Consider the following 25398-nt stretch of genomic DNA (forward strand, 5'->3'; position numbering starts at 1 on the left):
CCCTGCGGGCAGAAGGACACGCGGTCGTCACATGAAGATCGACGGCAGTCCGATGGTAGCGTTGTGGTATGCGGACGACCATCGATGCGGCGGGCAGGCTGGTCATCCCGAAGCAGCTGCGCGACCGGCTGGGGCTGACGCCCGGGGAGGTCGACATCGAGGCCGATGGTGCGGACCTGCGTGTGCGACCGGTCGCCGACGACCATCTCGTCGAGGAGGACGGCTGGCTGCTGGTCCCGGCCTCCGGCACCCCGCTGACCGACGTCGACGTCCAGGCCCTCCGTGACGCCGACCAGCGCTGATCCGGAGTTCCTGGTCGACACCAGCGTGGCGGTCGCGCTGAGCTCCGAGGACCACCCGGGTCGCGCCCCCTGCCGTGCGGTGGTGGAGGGCCGGCGGATCGGTCTCGCGGGCCACGCCGCGTTCGAGACCTATTCCGTGCTGACCCGCCTGCCACCACCGGCGCGTCCGACGCCCGAAGCGGTCGCCCGGCTTCTCGCCCGCAACTTCCCGCACACCCGCTTCCTGCCGCCCGACGCCGCCGGCGCCCTGCTCGGTCGCCTCTCCGAGACGGGGATCAGCGGCGGCTCGGTGTACGACGCACTCGTCGGAGCCACCGCCGTCGCGGTGGGCGTCCCGCTGGTCACCCGCGACCGTCGGGCTCTCGGCACCTACCGTGCGTTGGACGTGGACGTCGTTCTCGTCGGATGAGTCGGGAGGGCCGACCAGGAACAGCAGGCGGGCCCGGTCGCCGTACCGCTCCCCGAGCTCGTTGCCCTCGTCGCGTCCGGATGTCCGGGACGAAAGTAACGAAATTCATCAGATCGGGCTGAGTGGCACACCGGGCGGAGCTGGGGTGCACTGGACGCTAGGTTTCTCGTGCACGGTGCGTGGTGAAGGCGATCGCGGGAGTATCAGCAGATGGCGAGTTTCGAAGAGGTCCGGGCCGGGATCGCGGTGGCCAACGACAAGGCCTCCGAGAGCCTCGGTGCCCTCCAGCAGGCGCACTCGGCACTGGAACAGGCCCAGGGCATGATGCTGCGGGTCTCGGAGGGCAGCGCGCAGGCCGACGTCTCCGAGGCCAACGGGCTGCTGGCCCAGGCCGTCGGCAGCATCGTCGAGGTGCAGCAGGCCGTCGCTGCCGCCATCCAGGCCGCCGAGGGCGTCGCGAGCCGGCTGTGACCGGTTCGCTCGACGAGGTCCGGGCCACCCTCTACGCCGTCCTCGAGCTGCTCACCAGCGCCCAGCAGCACGCGGGCGCCGCCCGCACGAACATCGACGACGCCGTGGGGGTGCTCTCCGTGCTGGGCGAGAAGCACTCCGAGCCGCTGCCTCCGCCCGAGCTGGTGCGGGCGGTCGAGCGGCTGCAGGACGGGCTGGGCCTCATCGGGTCCGGCGCACAGCTCGTGGCCGACATCGGCGCGAGGATCTGACCCGGTGATCCCGTTCATCGGCCGCCGCCGGCGCATCCGGGCGGCCTACGACGCCCTGTGCGACGCCATCGCGGCGGCGTCCGGAGCCTCGGACGCGGCCCGCGAGACGGCCCGCCGGGCCCATCTCGACGCGCTCGCGGAGCTGTGGCTGCGCCAGCGCGGGCTGGACGCGGCCGAGACCGACCCCGAGCTCCGGGCGCTGCTGCACAGCCCCGGCCTGGCCCACGTCGTCCGTGCCATCGACGAGGACCGGGCCGCCTCCACCCGCCCGGCCGACACCGCGCTGCCCGACCTCGACGAGCTCGTCGCCCGGGCCGCGCCCGGAGCGGCGGGGGAGGCCGGGCAGGGCTGGCTGGGCAAGGTCGGCGACATCGCGCTGACCGACGACGCCCCCGAGCTGTGGCGGGTCGGCGCCGGCCGCCTCGGCGTGTCGGCGCCGCCGTTCCCCGTGGCCGTGCCCCTTCTGGACGACGCGCACCTGCAGGTCAGCGCCGGTCCCGACGAGCGGGCGGCCGCCATCGCGCTCGTGGAGGGCCTGGTGATGCGGATCATGAGCACGTTCCGGCCCGGCTGCGTCCACGTCCACGTGTGGGACGTCGGGCAGCTCACCGGACCGCTGCCCGGCCTGCACCCGCTCACCCGCACCGGCCTGCTCACCGTGCACGACCCGAGCGGTCTCGAACGCCTGCTGGAGGACCTGTCGGACCGGATCCGCCGCGTCCACACCCGCGTCCTCGTCGACGGGCACCCGTCGTTGCGCGCCATGCAGGACATCACCGGTGAGCGCACCGAGCCGTGGGTGGTGGCGGTGCTGGTCGGCAACCGCCAGCCGCTGCGGGACGACGACCAGCGCCAGCTCCAGCGCGTGGCGAGCGGCGGCCTGGCCTGCGGCGTCCAGCTCGTGACGGTGGACGTGCCGATCGCCGTCGGTGCGTCGGTCGAGACGGTGGACATCGGCCGGCAGGACGCGGTGCGGACGTCGATGACGCAGAAGTACGTGGCGGTCGAGCTGGACCCCGTACTGCCCCCGGCCGAGGTCACCGAGGCCTGTCACGCGATCGCGGGCGCGCACGAGGAGCTGCGCAGCAGGCTCGGCACCTTCGACGACCTGCTGGTCCGGCCGGACAAGGTCGGAACGGAGTCGTCGGCGAAGGGGCTGCACTTCCCCATCGGCTTCACCGACGGGCACCCGGTGCCGATGACGCTCGGCGACGCGTCGCCGCACGCCCTGGTCGGCGGTCCGAGCGGCTCGGGCAAGACCAACTTCCTGCTCGCGATGATCGCCGCGCTCACCACGCGGTACCCGCCGGGGGAGCTCGAGCTGCATCTGCTCGACTTCAAGGAGGGCGTGTCGTTCGCCCAGTTCGCCCCGGGGCGGCGGAGCGAGACGTGGCTGCCGCAGGCGCGGCTGATCGGCATCAACATCAACACCGACCGCGAGTTCGGCCTCGCCCTGCTGCAGCACCTCGCGGACGAGATGCGCCGCCGCGCGGCCCTGGCGAAGGAGCACGAGGTCACGAAGCTCGAGGAGCTCCGTGACGAGGACGGTGTGGAGGCACTGCCGCGGATCGTCGCGGTGATCGACGAGTTCCAGTACCTGTTCGCCGAGAAGGACGCCGTCACGCGGGCCGCGATCGGCCTGCTGGAGGACGTCGCGCGACGCGGGCGGTCGCAGGGCATCCACCTGGTGCTCGCGAGCCAGGACGTGTCGGGGATCGAGGCGTTCTGGGGTCGCCCCGCGATCTTCGAGCAGTTCGTGCTGCGGGTCGCGCTGCCGCGTGCCCGCCGGGTGCTCCACGAGCAGAACGATGCCGCGATGGACCTGCCCCGCTGGCACGCGGTGCTCAACCACGAGTCGGGCATGCGGCACGGCAACGAGATCATCCGCCTGCCGAACGCGAGCGTGAAGGGCACGTTGGACAAGGTGCAGCAGGACCTGCACAAGAAGTACGGCGACAAGAAGTCGAGGCCGCGGCTGTTCGACGGCAACCGCGCGCCGAAGATGGACGAGCTGGTCGACGGCGCCACGGTGCACGGGCTGCGCGTGCGGGTCGGCCAGAAGATCGACTTCTCGGGGACCGCCGCCACCGTCGGGTTGTCGGCGGTGCCCGGGCGCAACCTGGGAGTGTTCGGGGCCGGCACCCGCGACGCCGTGCGGGTGCTCGACGCGGCAGCGGCCTCGCTCGTGAGCCGCGAGGACTCCGGGGAACCGTCGGCCTTCGAGGCCGCCCACGGCGCGATCGTCCTGGCGCCGCTCGTCGCCGAGGCGGTGACGGCGGCCGAACGGCTGCAGTGCGCCTTCCGCGGCGCCGCCGAGATCGTCCGGCTCGACGGCTTCCGCGCCCGGGTGGAGGCGATCGCGGCAGAGGTGACCGCGCGGCTGGCCGGCAACGAGCGCGCGCCGCTGGTGCTGGTGGTCTACGCCGCCGACGCCGCGGACACGGCCCTGGACCGCACCGGCACCGAGGCGCTGCGGAAGATCATCCACTTCGGCCCGGAGGTCGGGGTGCACGTGCTGGGCTGGTGGCGCAGCGTGCCCCGGCTGAAGACCCTGCTGATGATGGGGGCGGCGGTGGACGACCTGGGCGCGTGGGTGGCGTTGGACGTCCAGGGGACCGAGCTGCAGTCGCTGCTGCCCGGGATGCTGGTCACGTGGTCGCCCCGGCCCGGCCGTGGGTTCTTCTTCGACCGCAGCCAGCACTCCGCGCCCGAGGTGGTCATCGTCCCGGCGTCGGCGGAGGAGAAGGACTGATGGACGCCGCGCGCCGCTACAAGGCCCGGATCGCCGAGGTCACCGGGGGGCTCGACGCCCGCGCCGACCTCAACGCCGAGCGCGTCAAGGAGCTCGACAAGAGGGTCAAGGCGCTGGGCTGGCAGCTGCGCGAGGCCAGCGACCGGCACCTGCTGGCGCGCCTGTGTGTGGAGCTGGCCTGGGAGAGTGCTCTGGACGCCCTCTGGGTGGAGTCGTGGATCACGATGCGGCCGTTCCCGAAGCCCGACCCCTGGGCGAAGGCGTCGGATCTCGACACGCTGCTCGCCGCCGTGGAACAGCGGGCGGCCGAGCTGCGCTCCGAGGTGCAGGGGCGGCGGCTGCGCCGCTCCTGAGCCGATTCCGCCGCCCTGGGGCCGCGATCAGGTCGCGGTGATCACCAGCACCTGGCCCGTCGCCGCGTCGGTCTGCATCAGCACCACCCGTGGGCCCTTGCCGGTCGTGCGGGAGAGCGAGTTCACCGTGGCGGCGTCGACGGTGCGCACCGACGCGACGGTGAGCGTGGTCCTCGCCCCGCCCGGACCCGTGACGACGACGGTGGCGTCGGCCGTCAACGAGCCGGTGGCCACCGCGGAGTTCAGGGTGACCGCCGCCGTCCACGCGTCGCCGGCGCCGGGGTGCCAGCCGAGCGAACCCCGGCTCGCCGAGGCGGGCGCTGCGGGCACGCCGTCGGCGTCGTCGGCCGCCCGGGTCAGCGTGAGGGTGCCGCCCGGCAGGACGAGGCCGGTGGGGGCCTTCGCGGCCGGGGGCGGTGTGGTGACCGGCGGCGTCGCGGTGGGCGGGGTGGTGACCGGCGGTGTGGTGACCGGCGGGGTGGTGACCGGCGGTGTGGTGACCGGAGGAGTCGTCACCGGAGGAGTCGTCACCGGAGGAGTCGTCACCGGAGGAGTCGTCACCGGAGGAGTCGTCACAGGGGGTGTGGTCACCGGCGGGGTCGTCACCGGAGGCGTCGTGACGGGCGGGGTGGTCGGCGGAACCGTCAGCGTCGTGATGACCGGAGGGAGCGTCGCAGGCGGGGTCACCGGGGAGCTGGTGACCGGCGGGACCGGGATGCTGCCGACCACCTGCTGCTGCTCGGGCGACCCCGCTGCCGCGTTCTGCATATCCTGCGGGGTGGCCGGGCCCTGGATCCGGTCGGGCGCGGGATCGGGCGCAGGCGGGGCGGGGAAGTCGCCGGGGCCGTGCGGCGCGCTGAGCGAGGGCGTGGGCGGCACCGTCACCGGCAGCTTGTCGGTGGGGATCAGCCCGGTGGCGTCCTTGCCCGCGGCCGGGCGGGTGGCGCCGAGGTAGTCGTCGCCCTGGTAGCGCACGTACGCCAGCTGGACGGGCTTGCCGAACGTCGGCGCGTTGACCATGCGACCGCCACCGATGTAGAGCCCCACGTGGTGCACACGGGTCGGGACGCCGTAGAACACCAGGTCGCCCGGCTGCAGCTCGGCGGTGTCGGGCACGTGCGGGCCCGCGTAGTACTGGGTGTGGGCCGTGCGCGGCAGCGTGATGCCCGCGTAGGCGTAGGCGGCGGTGGTGAGGCCGGAGCAGTCGAAGCCGGCTTCGCCCTTCTGAGGCCCGTCGCCGCCCCACACGTAGGGCAGCCCGCGCTGGGCCAGCGCGAACTCGATGGCCTCGGCGGCCGCCGATCCGGGCGGGGCGGTGGTGGTCACGAACGCGACCGGCGACAACGCCTGGTTGCTCGTCGCGATCGGGGTGGTGGAGGTGGCCGGGGCGCCGGTGGTGCCGACCGCGAACGGCGCGTGGACCTTCGGGGCGGTGGTCGCGTCGGCCGTGGTGACGGCCGCGGGTGCGCCGAACGCAGCCGCAGCCGGAACGGCACCCACCGTGATGACACCCAGGGTCAGGGCCACGATCGAGGGACGCAGATACGGGGGTATCCGCCGTCCACTGGTCACCTACCGCTCCCCTTGCCACTGCTCGACGCCGTGATGGCCGATCGTGCCCTGCGGGATCTTGTTTGCCAACTCCCGACGGGGGCTACCTCAGGGCGATCGCGATGTCGGAGACGCCGCCGGAGAGACCGCCGACCCGGTCCGTCGCGCCGGTGAGCAGATCCACCTCGTCGAGCGCGTGGCGGCCGCCGACCTCCAGCGTCGCGAACCCCGGGGACGAGGTGGCCTTCCCGCCGCGGACGGTGCTGACGATGGCGAAGCCCGCGTCCGGACCGGCCGCCACGCCGAGGTGCCCGGTCGGGCCGGCGTGCCGGCGTCGGCGGGGCCGCCGGAGCGGTCGGACGCCGAGGCGACCGGGAGCGGGGCGGCCACGTCACTCCAGGTCGGCGTCGTCCCTGGCCAGGAACGACGCCAGCCGCTCCACGGCGTCCTCGAAGGACGGGTTGAGGTCCACGAAGACGCGCAGGCGGTCGGCCAGCCACTCGACGGCGACCTGCTCCTCCCCCCGGCGCTCGACGAGCTCCTCGATACCGCGGTCGGTGAAGTACACGGGCGCTCAGTCCTCGAACGCCGCGGCGATCAGCGCCGCCTGCTCCACCTCGTGCACCTTCGACGAGCCGGCCGCGGGTGCGGCCATGCGGCGCCGCGAGATGCGCTTGATCCCGACGAGGCGGGGGAGCTTCTCCGGCAGGGCCAGGCCGAGGAACGGCCACGCGCCCTGGTTGGCCGGCTCCTCCTGGACCCAGCGGATGTCCTCCGCGTTGGGGTAGCGGTCCAGAGCCGCGGCGATCTGGCGCTCGGCCAGCGGGTAGAGCTGCTCGATGCGCACGATGGCCGTGTCGCTGATGCCGCCCTGCTTCTCGCGCGCCGCCGCCAGCTCCCAGTAGATCTTGCCGCTGCACAGCAGGACCCTGCGGACGCCGGCCGCCGGGCCGTCGGTCTCGCGGAACTGCGGGTCGTCGATGACCGAGCGGAACCGGCCGCCGGTGAAGTCGGCCAGCGGGCTGACGACCTGCTTGGCGCGCAGCATCCACTTCGGCGTGAACACCACCAGCGGGCGGCGCACGCCGTCCATGGCGTGGCGGCGCAGCAGGTGGAAGTAGTTGGCCGGCTCCGACGGCAGCGCGACCGTCATCGAGCCCTCCGCACACAGCTGCAGGAACCGCTCGATGCGGCCCGAGCTGTGGTCGGGGCCCTGGCCCTCCAGTCCGTGGGGCAGCAGCAGGGCGACGTCGGAGGTCTGGCCCCACTTCGCCTCACCGGACGAGATGAACTCGTCGATGATCGACTGCGCGCCGTTGACGAAGTCGCCGAACTGGGCCTCCCAGGCCACGAACGCGTCGGGGTTGGCCACGGAGTAGCCGTACTCGAAGCCGACGGCCGCGAACTCCGAGAGCGCCGAGTCGTAGGGCAGGAAGCGCTCCTGGGTCTCCGACAGGTTGCGCAACGGGAAGTACTCCTCGCCGGTCTTCCGGTCGATCACCACGGAGTGCCGCTGCACGAAGGTGCCGCGGCGGGTGTCCTGCCCCGAGAGCCGGACGAGCTTGCCGTCCATCACGAGCGAGCCCAGCGCCAGCAGCTCCCCGAACGCCCAGTCGACGCCGCCCTCGCGCGACATCTTGAGCCGCCGCTCCAGCACCGGCTTGACGCGCTGGTGGACGGTGAAGCCCTCGGGCAGCTCGACGTGGGCGTCGCCGATGCGCTGGATGACCTCGAGCGGCACGGACGTGTCGAGGTCGGTGGGCACGCTCTGCTCGTACTCGACCGAGGGGCTGATCCGCGGAGGGGTCTTCTCCAGCTCGCGGACCTCGTTGAACACGTGCTCGAGCTGGTTGGAGAAGTCCTTGAGCGCGTGCTCGGCCTCCTCCATCGTGATGTCGCCGCGGCCGATCAGCGACTCGGTGTAGATCTTGCGGACGCTGCGCTTGGCGTCGATCACGTCGTACATCGACGGCTGGGTCATCGAGGGGTCGTCGCCCTCGTTGTGGCCGCGGCGGCGGTAGCAGATCATGTCGATGACGACGTCGTTGTGCCAGCGCTCGCGGTACTCGACGGCCAGCTTGGCCACCCAGACGCACGCCTCGGGGTCGTCGCCGTTCACGTGGAAGACCGGCGCGCCGATCATCTTGGCCACGTCGGTGCAGTACTGGGAGGAGCGCGAGTGCTCCGGGGCGGTAGTGAAGCCGACCTGGTTGTTGACCACGACGTGCACCGTGCCGCCGGTGCGGTAGCCGCGCAGCAGCGCGAGGTTCAGCGTCTCGGCCACCACGCCCTGGCCGGCGAACGCGGCGTCACCGTGCATCATCAGCGGCAGCACCGTGTAGCCGTTGTCGTGGCCCTTGTCGAGCAGGTCCTGCTTGGCGCGGACGATGCCCTCGAGCACCGGGTCCACGGCTTCGAGGTGAGAGGGGTTGGACGCCAGGGACACCACCGTCTCGCCGTCGCCGAACATCCGGAAGTACTTGCCCTCGGCGCCCAGGTGGTACTTGACGTCGCCGGAGCCGTGGGCCTGGCCGGGGTCGAGGTTGCCCTCGAACTCGCGGAAGATCTGGCTGATCGGCTTGCCGACGATGTTGGCGAGCACGTTGAGCCGGCCGCGGTGCGGCATGCCGATGACGACCTCGTCGAGCTCGTACTCGGCGGCCTTGTCCAGCACGGCGTCCATCAGCGGGATGACGGTCTCGCCGCCCTCGAGCGAGAACCGCTTCTGCCCGACGTACTTGGTCTGCAGGAACGTCTCGAACGCCTCGGCCGCGTTGAGCTTGCTCAGCACGTACTTCTGCTCGGCGGGGTTGGGCTTCTGGTGCGGCACCTCGATGCGCTCCTGCAGCCAGTTGCGCTGCTCGGGCTCGGCGATGTGCATGTACTCGGTGCCGATGGTGCGGCAGTAGGAGTCGCGCAACAGACCCAGCACGTCGCGCATCTTCATGCGCTGCTTGCCGCCGAAGCCGCCGACGGCGAACTCGCGGTCGAGGTCCCACAGCGTGAGGCCGTGGGTGAGGACGTCCAGGTCGGGGTGGCGGCGCTGGCGGTAGTTGAGCGGGTCGGTGTCGGCCATCAGGTGGCCGCGGGTGCGGTAGGCGTCGATCAGCTCGATGACGCGGGCGGTCTTGTCGACCTCGCCCTCGGGGATGTCCTGCACCCAGCGGATGGGCTCGTAGGGCACCCGCAGCGAGCGGAAGATGCCGTCGTAGAAGCCGTCCTCGCCCAGCAGGAGCTGGTGGACGCGGCGCAGGAAGTCGCCGGACTCGGCACCCTGGATGATGCGGTGGTCGTAGGTGGAGGTCAGCGTGATGATCTTGCTGATGCCGATCTGGGCGAGCCGCTCCTCGCTGGCGCCCTGGAACTCCGCCGGGTACTCCATCGCGCCGACACCGACGATGGTGCCCTGGCCCTGCATCAGGCGCGGCACCGAGTGGTTGGTGCCGAGCGTGCCCGGGTTGGTGAGGCTGACGGTGGTGCCGGCGAAGTCCTCACCGGTGAGCGCGCCGTTGCGGGCTTTGCGGACGATGTCCTCGTAGGCCGACCAGAACTGGGCGAAGTTCATCGCCTCGCAGCCCTTGATCGAGACGACGACGAGGCTGCGCTGCCCGTTCCTGCCGGGCAGGTCGATGGCCAGCCCCAGGTTGACGTGCTCGGGCTGGACGACGGTGGGCTTGCCGTCGACCTCGACGAAGTGCCGGTTCATCGTGGGGAAGTCGGCCATCGCCTGCACCACGGCGAAGCCGATGAGGTGGGTGAAGGAGATCTTGCCGCCGCGGGTGCGCTTGAGCTGGTTGTTGATGACGACGCGGTTGTCGGCCAGCAGCTTCGCCGGCACGGCGCGCACGCTCGTGGCCGTGGGCACCTGCAGCGACGCGTTCATGTTCTTGACCACGGCGGACGCGGCGCCGCGCAGCGGGGTGGACTCGCCGTCGCTGCCGACGGGAGCCGGCTTGGCCGCCTGCGTGGTGGACCCGGCGGCCGGCTTGGCCGGAGTGGCGGAGACGGCGGGCGGGCTCGTCTTGGGGGCGGCCCCGTTGGTGGCCGACGACGGCGGCGTCATGGCCGCGCGGTCGGCGGTGCGCTGCTTCTCGGTGGGCTCGGCCGGCTCCGCCTGCGGCACCGGCGCGGGCGCCACCCCGTTGCTGCTGGTGGTGGCCACCTCACCGGGCGTCTCGGCGGGGCGGTAGTCGGCGAAGAACTCGTGCCACGCCGGGTCGACAGCCGATGGATCGTCCAGGAAGCGCTGGTACATCTCCTCGACGAGCCACTCGTTGGGACCGAACTGGTCGGCTGTGCTCGAGGTACTGCTGCTGGACACGCTGTGGACCGCCTTGATCGGATCGCATCGTCGTTCGCCGCTGACTGGCGTTCAGGTTAGTCCTCCCGACATCGGCTCGGACACGCCGTTCGGACGCTGTCACAATGACCGCCTGCACAGATCAACTACCTGAGGAGATGGCCGTGACCCGTCCACCGTTGCCCCCGTTCGACGAGGCGGGTGCCCGCACGAAGGTGCAGGCCGCCGAGGACGCCTGGAACACCCGCGACCCGGAGAAGGTGGCCGGGGCCTACTCGGAGGACTCCGTCTGGCGCAACCGCGACCAGTTCGTGCGGGGGCGCGCCGAGATCGCCGCGTTCCTCAAGGGCAAGTGGGACCGCGAGCTGGACTACGCCCTGCGCAAGGACCTCTGGGCCTTTGAGGGCAACCGCATCGCCGTGCGCTTCCAGTACGAGAGCCACGACGTCGACGGCCAGTGGTGGCGCTCCTACGGCAACGAGCTGTGGGAGTTCGACGACGAGGGCTACATGCGCCGTCGGGAGGCCAGCATCAACGACGTGAAGATCGACGAGTCCGAGCGGCGGATCTTCGGCAAGCGCGGGGAGGCGGGCCCGGAGCAGCCGCTGCAGTAGCGCCTTGCAGGCGATTCTGCGTCCTCGCGCGCGGTTTCGCGCGCGAACGCACCACATCGCCTGCAAGCGTGAGTCAGGGGAGCGGGATGTGACCCTCGGTGTCGGCCACTGCCGTGCGCACCGCGGTGGAGCTGATCACCGTGCCGGCCGGTAGACCGCAGCGGGAGTCGATGCGCAGGGTGTCGCGCTCGCCGGCGAACTGGCCGTCGGTCGGGGAGATCATCAGCTCGGTGCGGGTGCGTCCGATGTCGTGCACCAGGGCCAGACACTGCCGACCGTCGACGTTCTCGACGCCCTCGACGGCGCTGACGCCCGGGAGCCGGGCCATCGCCAGGTAGAGCGCGGAGCGCAGGTCGGCGGGCACCAGGCAGGTGCGCAGCACCGTGACCCCCGCGGTGAAGGGACCGAACCAGTTGCCCGCGTTCTCGCCGAGCAGGCGCTCGTGCAGGGCCGCGGGGTCGCGGGGGAGGCGGGCGAAGAACTCGCGCGTGGGGGCCTGCCAGTTGCCGCGCGGTGCGTCGGTGGACACGCCGCAGAAGGCCTCGTCGGAGTCGTTGAACCTGCCGTGCACGGCGCGGAAGCGGCCCACCGGCGCGACGTCGCGGAGGTCGAAGCCCTCGTCGGCGGCCTCCTCGGCCGAGCCGAGCAGCCACTCCTGCGCACCGGTGAGCTCGCGGTCCAGCACCCACTCCCGGTCGGCGCGCGCCGGCACCCACTGCCGGAGGCGGTGCTCGGTGAGGTGGCTGTGCCGTCCGAACGTGCCCATCCACCAGGCGTGGGTCTCGACGAACACGTACTGGTCGGACCGCAACGGCCGGTCTGACGCCTCGATGGCGAGGTCGGGCAACGGACACTCCACTCCGGGGGGCGGCGGACTGGTCACCTCACAGTGTGCGGTGGTGACCATCCGTCACCGGCTCCGGGGTGCGGTTGCTACACGATCCACTCCTTCACCTGCGAGATCAGCTTCGGGGCGTCACTGCCCACCGGGTTCACGTGCAGGTGGGTGATGCCCGCCTCCCGCAGTGCCGCGATGCGCTCCTTGACGTGACCGGCGGGGCCGATCAGCGTCACCCGGTCGATGAAGTCCGACGGCAGCGCGGCGGCCGCCTCGTCCTTCCTGCCGTCGAGGTAGAGGTCCTGCACGAGCTTGGCCTCGTCGACGTAGCCCTGGCGCTGGAACACCGTGTTGTAGAAGTTCTTGCCCCGCGCGCCCATGCCGCCGATGTAGAGCGCGTACATGGCCCTGGCCAGCTGGCGGGCCGGCTCCCACATCTCCTCCTCGAGCGCGAGGATGCCGCCGCCGGTGATCTGCAGCGGGCCGAGCTCCGGCGCGCGCTTGGCGAAGCCGGCCTCCAGCGCGGGGCCGAAGGTCTCCTTCATCGTCTCGGGCATCACCGCGTGGGGCAGCCAGCCGTTCGCCAGCTCGGCGGTCATCTCGAGGTTCTTGTCGCCCAGCGCGGCCACCCAGATCGGGATGTCCGAGCGCTTCGGGTGGTTGATCAGCTTCAGCGGCTTGCCCAGGCCGGTGCCCTCGCCCGCGGGCAGCGGGATGTTGTAGAGGCCCTCGTGCTGGATCTTCTCGCGGCGCCACACCTGGCGGCAGATGTCGATGATCTCGCGGGTGCGGGCGACGGGCTTGTCGTAGGGCACGCCGTGGAAGCCCTCGATGACCTGCGGACCCGACGCGCCGAGGCCGAGGATCATCCGGCCGTCGGACAGGGCGTCCAGGCCGGCCGCCGTCATGGCCGTCAGGGTGGGCGTGCGACTGTAGAGCGGCAGGATGCCCGAGCCGATCTCGACGCGCTCGGTCTTCGCGGCGAGGTAGCCCATGAGGGAGACGGCGTCGTAGCTGTAGGCCTCCGCGACCCACACCACGTCGAGGCCGGCCTGCTCCAGGGCGACCACCGCCTCGGCGTTGCGGATCGGGTCGTCGCCGTACTGGAGCTGGGTCGAGAGCTTCATGCGCTGGGTCTAACGCACAAGTTACTGGCCAGTCAAGCTCACGAGAACATGCTGACGGTCCGGTCGTGGTGGACGCCGTCGAGGACGAGGTCGACGCGTTCGGTGAAGAAGCAGAGCAGGTCGGTCAGCTGGACGGCGTCGGGCAACGGGGAGGGGTAGGTCCAGGCCAGGTCGGGCACCGTGCGATCGGGCAGCGCGATGCTGCGATAGGACGCCACGCCCTTGTACGCGCACGCCGTGGTGGTGGCGCTCGGTCGCAGCAGCGCGGCGTCGACGTCCTCGGGCGGCAGGTAGTAGCGCATCGGGAGGTTGGTCTCGAACACCAGCGACGGCCGGGTGCTGTCGGCGAGGACGTGGCCGTCGAGCTCGATGCGGACGTGGCGCGAGCTGCGCCGGACGTCGACGCGGTGGAACGGGTCGCGCGGGTGGCTGACGATCTCCTCGTCCTCCTCGAGCCACGTGTCGAACGCGGCGAAGTCCAGCACCACGTGGTCGTGCAGAGCGGGATCCGCGAGCCGGAACGCCGACCCGACCGGCCCCACGCTGTGCACGACGCCGTCGGCGGTGTGCACGCCGAAGCCGGTGGCGGGGGTGAGGACGGCGCGGCCACCCGGGCCGACTTCGGCGGCTGCCGGCCCGCTCCGGTCGCCGTCGTCCGGGGCCGCCACGCGCAGCTCGGTGAGCAGGTCGGCCACGGGCACGGCGTACTGGGGCACGACGCGCTGCGGCTCCCACACCAGCACCGCCGCGGTCGTGTCGGCGATCGGGTGTCCGCCGTGGACGACGCGGATCCGCTTCTCCACGGGTTCGGAGCGGAGGTCGTCCAGGGTGGCCGCGAGCAGTGCGGAGATCCGGATCGCCATGTCGCGAGGATCCTCGCGTCCGGCTATATCAAGAAGTCTTGCGAAAGGTTTCTTGCGCAAGGTATGTTGATTCGCGTGACGGAGAACCTGCCCGGGCGGATCACCGAGCCCAAGGCGTTGCGCGCGCTGTCCCACCCGACGCGGGTGGCGATCGTCGATCTGCTGGGCGTCGAGCTGGCGGCCACCGCCACGCGGTGTGCCGAGATCACCGGCGAGAGCGTGGCCAGCTGCTCCTACCACCTCGGGATGCTCGCGAAGTACGGGTTCGTGGAGCCGGCCGCGGGTGGGGAGGGGCGGGAGAAGCCGTGGAAGCTCGTGTCGCTGCACCACAGCTTCGACATGGAGGACATGGACGACGAGGGCCAGCTGGCGGTCGAGGCCCTCAGCGAGGTCGTCATCGACCACCACGCCGCCCAGCACAAGGAGTTCATCCGCCGCGCCAGCCGGGAGCCGGAGGAGTGGCGCCGCTCGGCCGGATCGTGGTCCACCACGCCGTATCTCACCGCCGCGGAGTTCGCCGAGGTCGCCGCCGAGTACGAGGCGATCTGCGCGCGCTACCGCGACCGGATCGCCGATCCGTCCCTGCGCCCCGAGGGCTCGCGCCCGGTGCGCCTCCACCTCACCAGCTGGCTCACCCGTCCGCTCGACTGAGTCCGGAAGGATCTGCCATGGATCCGCACCTGTACCTCGCCCACCTGCACGCCGCCGACCTGCGGGCCGCGGCCGACGCCCACCGGCTGGCCCGCGAGCTGGGCCGTCGGGACCGCCGCCCGGCGCTGCCCGTCCGCCTGTACTGCCGGCTCTGGTGGGCCGCCCGCCCCCGCCCCGCCGCCTGGCCCCCCTCGTTCCTCCCGGGCACCTGATCGCGATCAGTCGCACCTCCCGGCCCCGCGCCGGGTGCTCCCGCTCGGCCGGCGGCGATCATGGATGCTCAGTGCGGCGATCTCGCACGCGCGGCCGCCAGGCACCGCGTCCTGTGGCCCGGTTCCAGCTTTCGATGATCATGCGACGCTCGGAGAGGGGTCGTGCGCGGATATCAGTGCCCCGGCACCGATTTCCGCGCACGGCCTAGGGTCGGGCGGTGCGCTTCCAGGTCGTCCCCGCCGCCTACGTCTTCCTCCTGCGCGACGACGAGGTGCTGCTGCAGCTGCGGCAGAACACCGGCTACCGCGACGGGCACTGGGCCGCGGCGGCCGCCGGTCACGTCGAGCACGGGGAGTCCGTGCTGGCCGCCGCCGTACGGGAGGCCGGGGAGGAGATCGGCGTGGTGCCCACCGACCTCGCGCCGCTCACCACCATGCACCGCACCCACGCCAACGGGCAGGCGATCGACGAGCGCGTCGACTTCTTCTTCACCACCCGCACCTGGACGGGCGAGCCCCGCCTACGGGAGACCGCCAAGGCCGCCGACCTGGGCTGGTTCCCCCTCGACGCGCTGCCCGAGCCCGTCGTGCCGCACGAGCGCTTCGTGCTGGAGCACCTCCGGGCGGGCACGACGCCGGCCATCACGACGTACGGTTTCTGAGTGGAGCAGCTGCCGCCGCGGGCGGACTTCGACAATGTCGTCGCACTGACCGGCGCCGGGATCAGCGTGGCCGCGGGGCTCGGCACCTTCCGCGGGCCCGACGGGCTGTGGACGATCGCGCCCGACGTCGAGCGGGCCATGCACGCCGAGTACGTGCCCGGCAACATCGACCTCATGTGGCAGGTCTGGGGCGGCATGCACGAGCAGGCGCAGGAGGCCGGGCCCACGCCGGCCCACCGGGCGCTCGCGGTCGTGCAGGCGCAGGTGATCACCCAGAACGTCGACGGGCTGCACCACACCGCGGGGTCCCACGACACGATCGAGATCCACGGCTCCGCCGGCCGGGCCCGCTGCCTGCTCTGCCCCTGGAACGGGCCGGCCGTCGAGGCGGCCCGGGCGTCGGGCGACCCCCGGCCGCGCTGCCCCCGCTGCGGCGAGCTCGTCCGCCCGTCCGTCGTGCTGTTCGGCGAGTCGCTCGACGAGGCCGCCCTCGCCGCCGCCCAGCACGCGGCGGTGTCGGCCGACCTGTTCCTGGCCGTCGGCACGTCCGGCCGGGTGGCCCCCGCGTCCTGGTTGGCGCCGATGGCCCGCGCCGCCGGCGCCACCGTGATCAACATCGATCCGGTGCCGGGCGATCCCGGCCCGGCGTTCCACCACCAGGTCACCGGCGACGCGCAGCAGGTGCTCGCGGAATGGGCCGGGTGACCGGTCAGACCACCGTGCGGGTGCGCCCCTCCCAGAACGGGGCCCTCAGGTCCTTCTTCAGGATCTTCCCGGTGGGGTTCCTCGGCAGCTCGTCCAGGACGTCCACGCTCTTGGGGCACTTGAAGCCGGCCAGGTTCTCGCGGCAGTAGGCCAGGAGGGCGTCGGGGTCCACCGTCGCCCCGGGCGCGGCCACGACCACCGCCTTCGGCACCTCGCCCCACCGCTCATCGGGCACCCCGATCACCGCCACGTCACCCACCGTCGGGTGCTCGGCCAGCACCCGCTCGATCTCGGCGGGATAGATGTTCTCCCCGCCGCTGATGATCATGTCCTTGATCCGGTCGGTGACGTAGACGTAGCCGTCGGCGTCCATGTGGCCGCCGTCGCCGCTGCGCAGCCAACCGTCCGCGGTGATGGCGGCGGCGCTCGCCTCGGGCTTGTCCCAGTAGCCGCTCATCAGCTGGTCGGTGCGCACCCAGATCTCGCCCGCCTCGCCGGTGGGCACCGGTTCGCCGGTGGCGGGGTCGCGCACCTCGATCTCGACGCCGTGGATCGGCGTGCCCGCCGACACCAGGCGGTGCGCGACGGCGGGGTCGTCGTGGTCCTCCGGCCCCAGCGAGCTGACGACGCCGCACGCCTCCGTCATCCCGTAGACCTGGTGCATCACGCCGGGGAACAGCTTCATCGACGCGCGCATCACCGGCAGCGGCATCGGCGACGCGCCGTAGGACAGCGCCACCAGCGACGAGTAGTCGCGGTCGGCCGCGCCGGGCACCTGCGCCATCGCGCCCATCAGCGCGGGCACGAGGAAGGTGTGGGTGACGCGGTCGCGCTCGAACATCTCGAGGATCGCGGCCGGGTCCGGCAGCCGCATCATCTCCATCCGGGCGCCCGCGGTGACGGCCAGCAACGAGTAGCTCATGCCGCCGACGTGGAACAGGGGCATCGCCACCTGCACGACCGCGTCGGACGTCATCGAGAAGTCGGCCATCACGTTGGTGGCGTGGGCGAACATCCCCCGGTGGGTCAGCATCGCGCCCTTGGGGAAGCCCGTGGTACCCGACGTGTAGAGCTGCACGAAACAGTCGTCGGGCGCGGACGGATGGACGTCGGGGTCGGGCTCGTGGGCGGCGAGCCAGTCCTCGTACTCCGCGGGTACCGCGATCACCCGCTCGACGTCGGTCAGCTTCTCGCGGATCGCGGCCGCCGCCCGGGCGAACTCCGGGCCGACGAACAGGATCCGCGCCCGCGCGTCGTTGATGACGTAGACGATCTCGGGCGGGGCCAGCCGGAAGTTGACCACGGCGTTGGCCGCGCCGATCTGGGCGCACGCCAGCGTGATCTCCAGGCACGAGGGGTGGTTGAGGTCGAGCACGGCCACCCGGTCGCCGGGCCCGATCCCGTCGGCCCGCAGCGCCGCGGCGACCTGCCGCACCCGCCGGGCCAGCTCGGCCCAGGTCCGCGTCGTCCCGGCGTGGCTGGTGGCCACGGCGTCGGGACGCTCGGCCTCCCAGCGTGCCACGATCGAGGTGAAATCGGCGGCGGTGCTGGTCATGCGCGTCTCCCGGGCTCGGCGTCGAGAAGCAGGAGCCTAAACACAGACGATCCGCCGTGCGTAGCCCTCGACGCGGGCGGATCGTGTCCACCCGGTCCCCCCGTCCCGTTCGGGGATTGGCTACGGTGAGCCGCCCAGCCCCGCGCCGCTCCCCGGCATGCGCCCACCGCTCGGAGATCCCATGAGTTCGATCCCGCAGGCCCGTCAGATGCGCGCCTCGCTGCGCCGGGTCAAGGCCGGGGGTGAGCGGTTCCTGGGCGGAGTGCTGCCGGGTGCCACCGCCCGCCGGCTCCGCACCCGCGCCTACGCCGACGACTGGGCCGCGGCCAACCTCGACGCCCAGCAGTCGTGCGGCCCGCTGTGGATCGTGCTCGGCGACGCCGCCAGCCAGGGGATCGGCGCCACCACGCGCGAGGCGGGCTACGTCGGGCTGGTGCACGAGATGCTGCGCCGACGCGACGCCTGGCGCGTGGTCAACCTGTCACGCGCCGGGGCCGGCGTCGCCGACGTGCTGGCCCGCCAGCTGCCCGAGCTGGCCACCCTCACCGCCGACGAGCCCGCCGCGCTCGTCACCTGCGTCATCGGCGCGGAGGACGTGGCCCGCCGCACGCCGGGCCTCGACATCACGCTGCGTTCGATGATCGCGGCGCTGCCCCGGGGCGCCATCGTCGCCACCGTGCCGTTGCGGGGACCGGCCGCCGAGGCGGCGAACGCGGTGATCCGCGAGGAGGTCGTGCGCCACGGGCTGCGCGTCGCGGATCTCGGCCTCACCGGCGGCGGCCCCGCCCGCGGTCGGGAGGCGGTGCGGCTCAACGACGTCGGCCACGCCACCTGGTCGCGCGCGATCATGGCGGCCGTCGACAACCCGCCGCCCAACCAGGAGGTCACCCCGGCCGAGGGCATCCCGGTCGTGACCGCCGGCGAAGCGGAGCCCACAGCCCGTTGACGCGCGTACGGCACACGTGATCAGGTCGGTGCGCGGTCCGGTCGACGACGACCGGGCCCCGGCGACGGGAGTGGCGATGGCGATCGACCCGCAGGCACAGGCGCTTCTCGACATGATGGCCGCGCAGGGCGCGGAGGACTTCTCCGTGATGACGGTGCCGCAGGCACGCGAGGCCGGGCTGGGGTTCATCGCCCTGGAGGGCGAGCCCGAGGCCGTGGCGGACGTCGCCGACCGGACGGTGCCCGGCCCCGCGGGCGACGTCCCCGTGCGGATCTACACCCCGGACGGCGCCGGCCCGTTCCCGGTGGTCGTCTACTTCCACGGCGGCGGGTGGGTGATCGGCGACATCGAGGTGGCCGACCGCCCGTGCCGCTCGCTGGCGAACGTCGCCCGCACCGTGGTGGTCTCGGTGGGCTACCGCAAGGCGCCCGAGGACCTCTACCCCGCGGCCCCCGAGGACTGCTATGCCGCCACCGTCTGGGTGGCCGAGCACGCCGCCGAGCTCGACGCCGACGCCACGCGGCTCACCGTGGCCGGCGACAGCGCGGGCGGCAACCTCGCCGCCGTCGTCGCGCTGATGGCCCGTGACCGTGGCGGCCCCGCGATCGCCCGCCAGCTGCTGCTCTACCCGGCGGTCGACGCGGGCGGCGAGTACGCCTCCCGCGTCGAGAACGGGGAAGGGTACCTGCTCACCAAGAGCGCCATGGACTTCTTCTACGGCCACTACCTCCCCGGTCCGGACGCGGTGGAGGACCCCTACGTCTCGCCACTGCGGGCCGCGGACCACTCCGGCCTGCCGCCGGCCATCGTGGTCACCGCCGGCTTCGACCCGCTGCGCGACGAGGGCGACGCCTACGCCGCGCTGCTGCGCGACGCCGGGGTGCCGGTCGAGCACCTGCAGAACCCGACGATGATCCACGGGTTCTGGTGGATGCTGGGCGTCGTCGGACACGTGCGCGGGGTGTTCGACCAGGTCGGAAAGCTGTTGCGCGAGGGATGACCGAGGACGGCGGCCGGGTGGGCGTGCGCGGGCTCACCAAGCGGTTCGGCCCGGTCGCCGCCGTCTCCGACCTCTCCTTCGACGCCCCGCCCGGTGCGGTCACCGGGTTCCTCGGGCCCAACGGATCGGGCAAGACCACCACGTTGCGCATGATCCTGGGGCTGGTCGCGCCCACCGCCGGGGAGGCGCGGATCAACGGGGTGCCGTTCGCGGCGCTGCAGCGGCCGGCGCGCGTGGTGGGGGCGGTGCTGGAGGCCCAGGGCTTCCACCCCGCCCGCACCGGGCGGCGGCACCTGCTGGCCTGCGCCGCCGCGGTCGGGGTGCCGGACGCCGCCGTCGACGTCGGGCTGGGCGCCGTCGGGCTGATCGACGCGGCCGACCGCGCCGTCGGCGGCTACTCGCTGGGCATGCAGCAGCGCCTCGCGTTGGCCGTCGCGATGCTGGGCGATCCGCAGGTGCTGATCCTCGACGAGCCGGGCAACGGGCTCGATCCCGAGGGCATCGCGTGGATGCGCTCGTTCCTGCGCGGGTTCGCGGCGCGCGGGGGCACCGTGCTGGTGTCGAGCCACCTGCTGGGCGAGATCGAGCAGACCGCCGACCACCTCGTCGTCGTCAGCCGGGGCCGGTGCGTCTACCAGGGCGGGCTCGACCAGCTGCGCGCGTCGCGCCGGGCGCGGGTGCTCGTGCGGTGCGCCGATCCGGGCGGGCTCGCGCGGGCCCTGGCGACCGCCGGGATCGTCGAGATCGACACGCTGCCCGACGGTCGCCTGGGCGTCGCCGACGCCGACGCCGTCCGCGTGGGCGACGTGGCGCTGGCCGCCGGCGTCGCGGTGCACGGGCTGGTGGAGGAGACGATCGACCTGGAGCAGCTGTTCTTCCAGCTCACGACGGGCGCGTGGCGGGGATGACGGGACTGGTCCGCGCGGAGTTCCGCAAGGCGTTCTCGACCAAGCTGTGGTGGGCGCTGCTCGTCCCCGTGGTGGTGCTGTCGCTGCTGGTCAACCTGTTCGGCGGGCTGTTCACCGCGTCGCTCGCCGACGCCCACGCCGGCACCGGGGTGCCGCCGATCCTGCTCGGCTCCCTGGCATACTCGCTGTCCCTGACCAGCGTCTTCGCCGCCCTCTACGGCGTCGTGACGGCGGCCGCGGAGTTCCGCCACCGCACGATCACCACCGCCTACCTGACGGCGCAGGGCCGCGGGCGGGTGTTCACCGCGAAGGCGGTGTCCACGGGGGCGGTCGGGGCGCTGTACGCCGCGGCCACCGTCGTGGTCGGGGTGCTGGCCGGGCTGGTCGCCCACTCCGGGCTGCCGGGCGTCGGTGCGCTGGCCGCCGTGACGGCGGTCGGGCTCCTGGTCGCGGCACTGTGGGCCGTGCTGGGCACCGCGCTCGGCACGGTGATCAGCAACCAGGCCACCGCGCTCGTCGTGACGCTGGTCTACATGCTGGTGGCGGAGACGCTGCTGTCGCTGCTGCTGGGCCGCTCCGACAACCCCGTCGCGGCCGGGCTGGCGGCCTACCTGCCCGTCAACGCCGGGGACGTCGCCGTCTACGACGTGGCCGGAAGGGCACTGCTCGGCGACGGCACGCAGCTCGCGGAGCTGCTGGCCGGGGTGAGCCGACCGCCGCCGTGGTGGGGCGCCCTGCTGGTGCTGGCGGCCTGGACCGCGGCCGCCGCGGCCACGGCGTGGCTGGTGGGTCGGCGCCGCGACATCACCTAGCGCCGTCGACAGGTGGACCGTCGGTGCGGCGGCATACGGTGGATCCGTGCCCGTTGCTCAATCCCCCACATCTCCCGGCTGGATCAGAAGGCTCATCGGCGCCTCGATGCGCCACCGCGGCGTCGCCGTCACCGCGCTCGTCGCGTCCGCCCTGGGCGTCAGCCTCGACGCGGTCGGGCCGCTGCTCACCCGCGTGGCCGTCGACGACGCCGTCAAGGGCTCCACCGAGGTGCTGGTGCCCATCGTCGTGGCGTTCCTCGGGCTCGCGGTGCTGCGCTTCGCCGCGTCGTTCCTGCGCCGCTACCTGGGTGGCCGGCTCGCCCTCGACGTCCAGCACGACCTGCGCCGCCAGGTGTTCGCCGCCGTCCAGCGGCTCGACGGTGAGCGGCAGGACGCCATCCGCACCGGGCAGGTCGTCTCCCGCGCCATCACCGACCTGCAGCTCCTGCAGGGGCTGCTGTCGATGGTGCCGCTGTCGCTCGGCACGGTCGTGCTCGTGGTGGTGTCGGTGGGCGCGATGCTGTGGCTCTCGCCGGCGCTCACGCTCGTGGCGCTGGTGCTGCTCCCGCTGGCCGGGTGGGTGACGCTGAAGTCCCGCGCCACCCTGTTCCCGGCCACCTGGTCGGCGCAGCAGCGGGCCGCCGACATCGCGCAGCAGGTCGAGGAGACCGTCACCGGCGTGCGGGTGGTGAAGGGCTTCGGGCAGGAGGCGCGCGAGGTCGCGGCGCTGGAGCGCGGCGCGAAGCGGCTGTTCGCCGAGCGGCTGCGCGCCGCCCGGATGACCGCCCGGCTCAACCCCACCCTGCTCACGCTGCCCACGCTCGGGCAGGTGGGTGTCATCGCCGTCGGCGGCTACCTCGCACTCAACGGCTCGATCACGCTGGGCACGTTCCTCGCGTTCACCACCTACGTGGCCGGGCTGGTCGGCCCGGCCCGGCTGCTGGGCTCGCTGGTGGTCACCGCACAGCTCGCGCGGGCCGGCGTGGAGCGCGTGTACGACCTGATCGACTCCCACCCCGACATCGTCGATCCGGTGTCCCCCGCCGCCCTGCCCGAGGGTCCGCTGTCCGTGGAGCTCGACCACGTCACGTTCGGCTACTCCCGCCGCGAGCCGGTGCTCGACGACGCGTCGCTGCGGGTGGAGCCGGGGGAGACGCTCGCGCTCGTGGGCACGGCCGGCTCCGGCAAGTCCACGGCGGCGCTGCTGCTGCCGCGCTTCTACGACCCGCAGGCCGGCGAGCTGCGCCTCGGTGGCGTGCCGCTGCGGGACCTGCGCCTGCACGACCTGCGCCGCGAGCTGGGCGTGGTGTTCGAGGAGGCGTTCCTGTTCTCCGACAGCATCGGCGCCAACATCGCCTACGGCCGCCCCGACGCGAGCGACGAGGAGATCCGCGCCGCGGCCCGTGCGGCCCAGGTGGACACGTTCGTCGACCAGCTCCCCGACGGCTACGACACCCTCGTCGGCGAGCGCGGGCTCACGCTGTCGGGCGGGCAGCGCCAGCGCATCGCCCTGGCCCGCGCGGTGCTCACCGACCCGCGGGTCCTCGTGCTCGACGACGCCACCTCCGCGGTCGACACCGCCACCGAGGCGGCCATCCACGAGACGCTGCGCGTGCTGACGGAGGGCCGCACCACGCTGCTCGTCGCCCACCGCCGATCCACCCTCGCCCTGGCCGACCGCGTGGCCGTGCTCGACGCCGGGCGCGTGGTCGACGTCGGCACCGAGGCGGAGCTGACGGCGCGGTCGCCGCTGTTCCGGGAGCTGCTGGCGCTCGCCGATCCGTCCGGCGCGGCCCCGCGGCCTCCGGCTCCGGCCCGTCCGGCGCTGGGCGGCGTCACCGCCGAGCTGTGGCCGGAGCCGGTGGCCCCCGGCGCCCGGAGCACGGCCGCCCCCGACCCGGGCATGGGCGCGTCGGGCATGGTGGGCGTCCTGCCGCCCTCGCCCCGGCTGATGGCGGCGGTGGCGAAGCTGCCCCCCGCCGTCGACGTCCCGAAGCTCGGCGCCACCGACCCCACCGCACCCGACCCGGCCATGAGCGATGAGCTGGGCCGGCTCGGCCGGCTGCTCCGGCCGGTCCGCGGGCTGCTGGCGCTGGGCATCACCCTCGTCGCCCTCGATGCGCTCAGCTCGCTGGCGTTCCCCAACATCGCCCGCCTCGCCGTCGACGGCGGCATCACCTCGAAGGCGCCCGGCATCCTGCTGGCGGCCACGCTGCTCGGGCTGGGCGTCGTCGCGGTCAGCTGGCTGGTGGTGGCGGCCGAGACCTACGTCACCGCCCGGGCCGGGGAGAGCCTGCTCTACCTGCTGCGCGTGCGCAGCTACGCGCACCTGCAGCGGCTCGGCCTCGACTTCTACGAGCGCGAGCTCTCGGGCCGCATCATGACGCGGATGACCACCGACGTCGACGCGCTGTCCACGTTCCTGCAGACCGGCCTGGCGCAGGCGATCGTCAGCCTGATCACGGTGGTCGGCGTGGCGGTGGCGCTGCTCGTCACCGACATCGAGCTGGCGCTCGTCGCGCTGGCGGTGTTCCCGGTGCTGATCGTGGCCACCGTGGTGTTCCGGCGGCTGTCGTCGCGGGCGTACACGGAGGCGCGGGAGAAGGTCGGCATCGTCAACGCGGACATGCAGGAGAACGTCACCGGCGTCCGCATCGCGCAGGCCTACGTGCGCGAGGAGCGCAGCGCCCGGAGGTTCTCCGACCGCAGCGCCGCCTACCGCCGCTCGCGGCTGCGCGCCCAGACCTACATCGCCACCTACTTCCCCGGTGTGGCACTGCTGTCGGACATCGCCACGGTGGCGGTGCTCGGGGTCGGGGCGGCCCGCCTCGCGTCGGGTGACCTGACCGCCGGCATCCTCACGGCGTTCCTGCTCTACCTGGGGCTGTTCTTCGCGCCGGTCCAGCAGCTCTCGCAGGTGTTCGACTCCTACCAGCAGGCCCGGGTCGGGCTCAACCGCATCACCGACCTGCTGCGCACCCCCACCACCGTGCCCCCGGAGCCCGACGGCGAGGCGGTGGCGGTGCCCGACCGGCTGCGCGGCGAGGTCGAGCTGCGCGACGTGTCGTTCTCCTACGCCGGAGCGGCCACCCCCGCGCTCGACCGCGTCTCGTTGCGGGTGGCGCCGGGGGAGACCGTCGCGCTGGTCGGGGCCACCGGCGCCGGCAAGTCCACGCTGGTCAAGCTGCTGGCCCGGTTCTACGACGCCGGGTCGGGCGAGGTGCTGATCGACGGCGTGGACGTGCGGCGGTTCCGGCTCGCCGACTACCGTCACCGGCTCGGCATCGTGCCGCAGGAGGCACACCTGTTCACCGGCGACGTCGCCGCGAACATCGCCTACGCCCGCCCCGACGCCCCGCCCGCGCAGATCGAGGCGGCCGCGCGGGCCGTCGGAGCGCTGGATCTGGTGCGCGGCCTGCCCGGTGGCTTCCGACATCCGGTCGGCGAGCGGGGCCAGGGCCTGTCGTCGGGGCAGCGCCAGCTCATCGCGCTGGCCCGCGCCGAGCTGGCCGACCCCGACGTGCTGCTGTTCGACGAGGCCACGGCCGCGCTCGACCCCGCCACCGAGGCCGCGGTGCTCGCCGCGGGCGACCACGTCACCTCCCGGCGCACGGCGTTCGTCGTCGCCCACCGGCTGGCCACGGCGGCCCGCGCCGACCGCATCCTGGTGCTGGAGGGCGGCCGGATCGTGGAGCAGGGCACCCACGCCGAGCTGCTGGCGATGGGCGGCCGCTACGCCACGCTGTGGGAGGCGGGGGAGCTGGAACCGGCGGCCTGATCTGATTCCTGCCCGATTTCGGGCAGGAAAGTTGGTGTTCTGGCCGCGATCGGGCACCATTGCCCCTCGTGCCCGCCCCCGACGATCTCGTGGACCACCTCGTGCGCAGCACCCCGCTCAGCCCGACCGAGGCGGCGCGGGTGGTGGCGGAGGTCGTGCAGTACTTCGGCGAACCGGTACCGGACTTCGTCCGCCGCCGGCACGCCGAACTGAAACGTCGCGGGCTCACCAACGACCAGATATTTGCCGGCCTCGACGCGGAGCTGGCCCAGCGGCGGTTCGCCTCGCCGCCGCTGTCGGAGCGCCAGCTGCGTCGCATCGTCTACGGATAAGGACAC

Annotated in this window: 24 protein-coding genes and 1 pseudogene; 17 read left to right on the top strand and 8 right to left on the bottom strand. The window is 73.0% G+C overall.

The window, feature by feature from the left end:
• The first annotated feature begins 68 nt into the window (after window positions 1-68).
• From BGP03_RS09795 to BGP03_RS09820, 6 genes are all read left to right on the top strand, one after another.
• Window positions 69-302, top strand: coding sequence for an AbrB/MazE/SpoVT family DNA-binding domain-containing protein (locus BGP03_RS09795; protein WP_296367608.1), 234 nt, complete (start codon window positions 69-71; stop codon window positions 300-302).
• A complete protein-coding gene (locus BGP03_RS09800; RefSeq protein ID WP_296367610.1) occupies window positions 283-711 on the top strand; it encodes a type II toxin-antitoxin system VapC family toxin in 429 nt (142 codons plus the stop codon). The genes BGP03_RS09795 and BGP03_RS09800 overlap by 20 nt, the downstream gene beginning before the upstream one ends.
• 210 nt (window positions 712-921) lie before the next feature.
• The gene (locus BGP03_RS09805; protein WP_296367612.1) at window positions 922-1182 is read left to right on the top strand and encodes a hypothetical protein; all 261 of its coding nucleotides are present in this window, start codon (window positions 922-924) and stop codon (window positions 1180-1182) included.
• Window positions 1179-1433: a hypothetical protein gene (locus BGP03_RS09810; RefSeq protein WP_296367613.1), complete on the top strand. Its 255-nt coding sequence runs from the start codon at window positions 1179-1181 to the stop codon at window positions 1431-1433. The genes BGP03_RS09805 and BGP03_RS09810 overlap by 4 nt, the downstream gene beginning before the upstream one ends.
• A 4-nt stretch (window positions 1434-1437) precedes the next feature.
• Window positions 1438-4185, top strand: coding sequence for an FtsK/SpoIIIE domain-containing protein (locus BGP03_RS09815; RefSeq protein ID WP_298796844.1), 2748 nt, complete (start codon window positions 1438-1440; stop codon window positions 4183-4185).
• Complete coding sequence (locus BGP03_RS09820) at window positions 4185-4538, top strand: hypothetical protein (RefSeq protein ID WP_296367618.1); 354 nt, start codon at window positions 4185-4187, stop codon at window positions 4536-4538. Before BGP03_RS09815 ends, BGP03_RS09820 begins: the two co-directional genes overlap by 1 nt.
• Window positions 4539-4565: 27 nt before the next feature.
• On the opposite strand, the gene BGP03_RS35835 is transcribed toward BGP03_RS09820, so the two are convergent.
• The 4 genes and pseudogenes from BGP03_RS35835 to BGP03_RS09840 all read right to left on the bottom strand — a co-directional run bounded on the left by BGP03_RS35835 (window position 4566) and on the right by BGP03_RS09840 (window position 10410).
• Complete coding sequence (locus BGP03_RS35835) at window positions 4566-6110, bottom strand: NlpC/P60 family protein (RefSeq protein ID WP_363093495.1); 1545 nt, start codon at window positions 6108-6110, stop codon at window positions 4566-4568.
• Between the two features lie 82 nt (window positions 6111-6192).
• Window positions 6193-6396, bottom strand: a pseudogene (locus BGP03_RS09830) (hypothetical protein); the annotation flags it as partial.
• 84 nt (window positions 6397-6480) lie between these two features.
• Window positions 6481-6657 carry a DUF6104 family protein gene (locus tag BGP03_RS09835; RefSeq protein WP_296367619.1) on the bottom strand — a complete coding sequence of 59 codons (177 nt, stop codon included), beginning with the start codon at window positions 6655-6657 and terminating at the stop codon, window positions 6481-6483.
• A gap of 6 nt (window positions 6658-6663) precedes the next feature.
• The gene (locus BGP03_RS09840; RefSeq protein ID WP_296367621.1) at window positions 6664-10410 is read right to left on the bottom strand and encodes a multifunctional oxoglutarate decarboxylase/oxoglutarate dehydrogenase thiamine pyrophosphate-binding subunit/dihydrolipoyllysine-residue succinyltransferase subunit; all 3747 of its coding nucleotides are present in this window, start codon (window positions 10408-10410) and stop codon (window positions 6664-6666) included.
• 137 nt (window positions 10411-10547) lie between these two features.
• Here BGP03_RS09840 and BGP03_RS09845 point away from each other — a divergent pair, with 137 nt between their 5' ends.
• Complete coding sequence (locus BGP03_RS09845; RefSeq protein ID WP_296367968.1) at window positions 10548-11003, top strand: nuclear transport factor 2 family protein; 456 nt, start codon at window positions 10548-10550, stop codon at window positions 11001-11003.
• Window positions 11004-11076: 73 nt separating this feature from the next.
• Here BGP03_RS09845 and BGP03_RS09850 read toward each other — a convergent pair whose 3' ends face one another.
• From BGP03_RS09850 to BGP03_RS09860, 3 genes are all read right to left on the bottom strand, one after another.
• The gene (locus BGP03_RS09850; protein ID WP_296367623.1) at window positions 11077-11850 is read right to left on the bottom strand and encodes a hypothetical protein; all 774 of its coding nucleotides are present in this window, start codon (window positions 11848-11850) and stop codon (window positions 11077-11079) included.
• Window positions 11851-11936: 86 nt separating this feature from the next.
• Window positions 11937-12968, bottom strand: coding sequence for an LLM class F420-dependent oxidoreductase (locus BGP03_RS09855; RefSeq protein ID WP_296367625.1), 1032 nt, complete (start codon window positions 12966-12968; stop codon window positions 11937-11939).
• Between the two features lie 38 nt (window positions 12969-13006).
• Window positions 13007-13831, bottom strand: a complete 825-nt coding sequence (locus BGP03_RS09860) for a DUF427 domain-containing protein (RefSeq protein ID WP_296367627.1) — start codon at window positions 13829-13831, stop codon at window positions 13007-13009.
• Window positions 13832-13906: 75 nt separating this feature from the next.
• On the opposite strand from BGP03_RS09860, the gene BGP03_RS09865 reads away from it, so the two are divergent.
• The 4 genes from BGP03_RS09865 (at window position 13907) to BGP03_RS09880 (ending at window position 16061) form a co-directional block, all read left to right on the top strand.
• Window positions 13907-14482 carry a winged helix-turn-helix domain-containing protein gene (locus tag BGP03_RS09865; RefSeq protein WP_296367629.1) on the top strand — a complete coding sequence of 192 codons (576 nt, stop codon included), beginning with the start codon at window positions 13907-13909 and terminating at the stop codon, window positions 14480-14482.
• A 17-nt stretch (window positions 14483-14499) separates the two neighbouring features.
• A complete protein-coding gene (locus BGP03_RS09870; RefSeq protein WP_296367631.1) occupies window positions 14500-14694 on the top strand; it encodes a hypothetical protein in 195 nt (64 codons plus the stop codon).
• 218 nt (window positions 14695-14912) lie between these two features.
• On the top strand, window positions 14913-15356 hold the full coding sequence (locus tag BGP03_RS09875; protein WP_296367633.1) for an NUDIX domain-containing protein: 444 nt from the start codon (window positions 14913-14915) through the stop codon (window positions 15354-15356).
• Window positions 15357-16061 carry a Sir2 family NAD-dependent protein deacetylase gene (locus BGP03_RS09880; RefSeq protein ID WP_298796849.1) on the top strand — a complete coding sequence of 235 codons (705 nt, stop codon included), beginning with the start codon at window positions 15357-15359 and terminating at the stop codon, window positions 16059-16061.
• A 4-nt stretch (window positions 16062-16065) separates the two neighbouring features.
• Here the strand turns inward: BGP03_RS09880 and BGP03_RS09885 are convergent, their stop codons facing one another.
• Window positions 16066-17616, bottom strand: coding sequence for a long-chain-fatty-acid--CoA ligase (locus BGP03_RS09885; protein WP_296367635.1), 1551 nt, complete (start codon window positions 17614-17616; stop codon window positions 16066-16068).
• Between the two features lie 181 nt (window positions 17617-17797).
• Here BGP03_RS09885 and BGP03_RS09890 point away from each other — a divergent pair, with 181 nt between their 5' ends.
• From BGP03_RS09890 to BGP03_RS09915, 6 genes are all read left to right on the top strand, one after another.
• Window positions 17798-18562 carry an SGNH/GDSL hydrolase family protein gene (locus tag BGP03_RS09890; protein ID WP_296367637.1) on the top strand — a complete coding sequence of 255 codons (765 nt, stop codon included), beginning with the start codon at window positions 17798-17800 and terminating at the stop codon, window positions 18560-18562.
• Between the two features lie 76 nt (window positions 18563-18638).
• Entirely contained in the window at window positions 18639-19562 is a 924-nt protein-coding gene (locus BGP03_RS09895; protein ID WP_296367639.1) for an alpha/beta hydrolase, read from the top strand.
• Complete coding sequence (locus tag BGP03_RS09900) at window positions 19559-20470, top strand: ATP-binding cassette domain-containing protein (protein WP_298796852.1); 912 nt, start codon at window positions 19559-19561, stop codon at window positions 20468-20470. The genes BGP03_RS09895 and BGP03_RS09900 overlap by 4 nt, the downstream gene beginning before the upstream one ends.
• Window positions 20467-21282, top strand: a complete 816-nt coding sequence (locus tag BGP03_RS09905; protein ID WP_296367644.1) for an ABC transporter permease — start codon at window positions 20467-20469, stop codon at window positions 21280-21282. Before BGP03_RS09900 ends, BGP03_RS09905 begins: the two co-directional genes overlap by 4 nt.
• Before the next feature lie 106 nt (window positions 21283-21388).
• Entirely contained in the window at window positions 21389-25060 is a 3672-nt protein-coding gene (locus BGP03_RS09910) for an ABC transporter ATP-binding protein (RefSeq protein ID WP_298796926.1), read from the top strand.
• 68 nt (window positions 25061-25128) lie between these two features.
• Window positions 25129-25392 (top strand): hypothetical protein, encoded by a 264-nt coding sequence (locus BGP03_RS09915; protein ID WP_298796854.1) that lies wholly within the window; start codon window positions 25129-25131, stop codon window positions 25390-25392.
• Window positions 25393-25398: the final 6 nt, after the last annotated feature.

This window comes from Pseudonocardia sp. 73-21, from assembly GCF_001899645.1.
In the GTDB taxonomy this organism is placed as follows: Bacteria; Actinomycetota; Actinomycetes; order Mycobacteriales; family Pseudonocardiaceae; genus Pseudonocardia.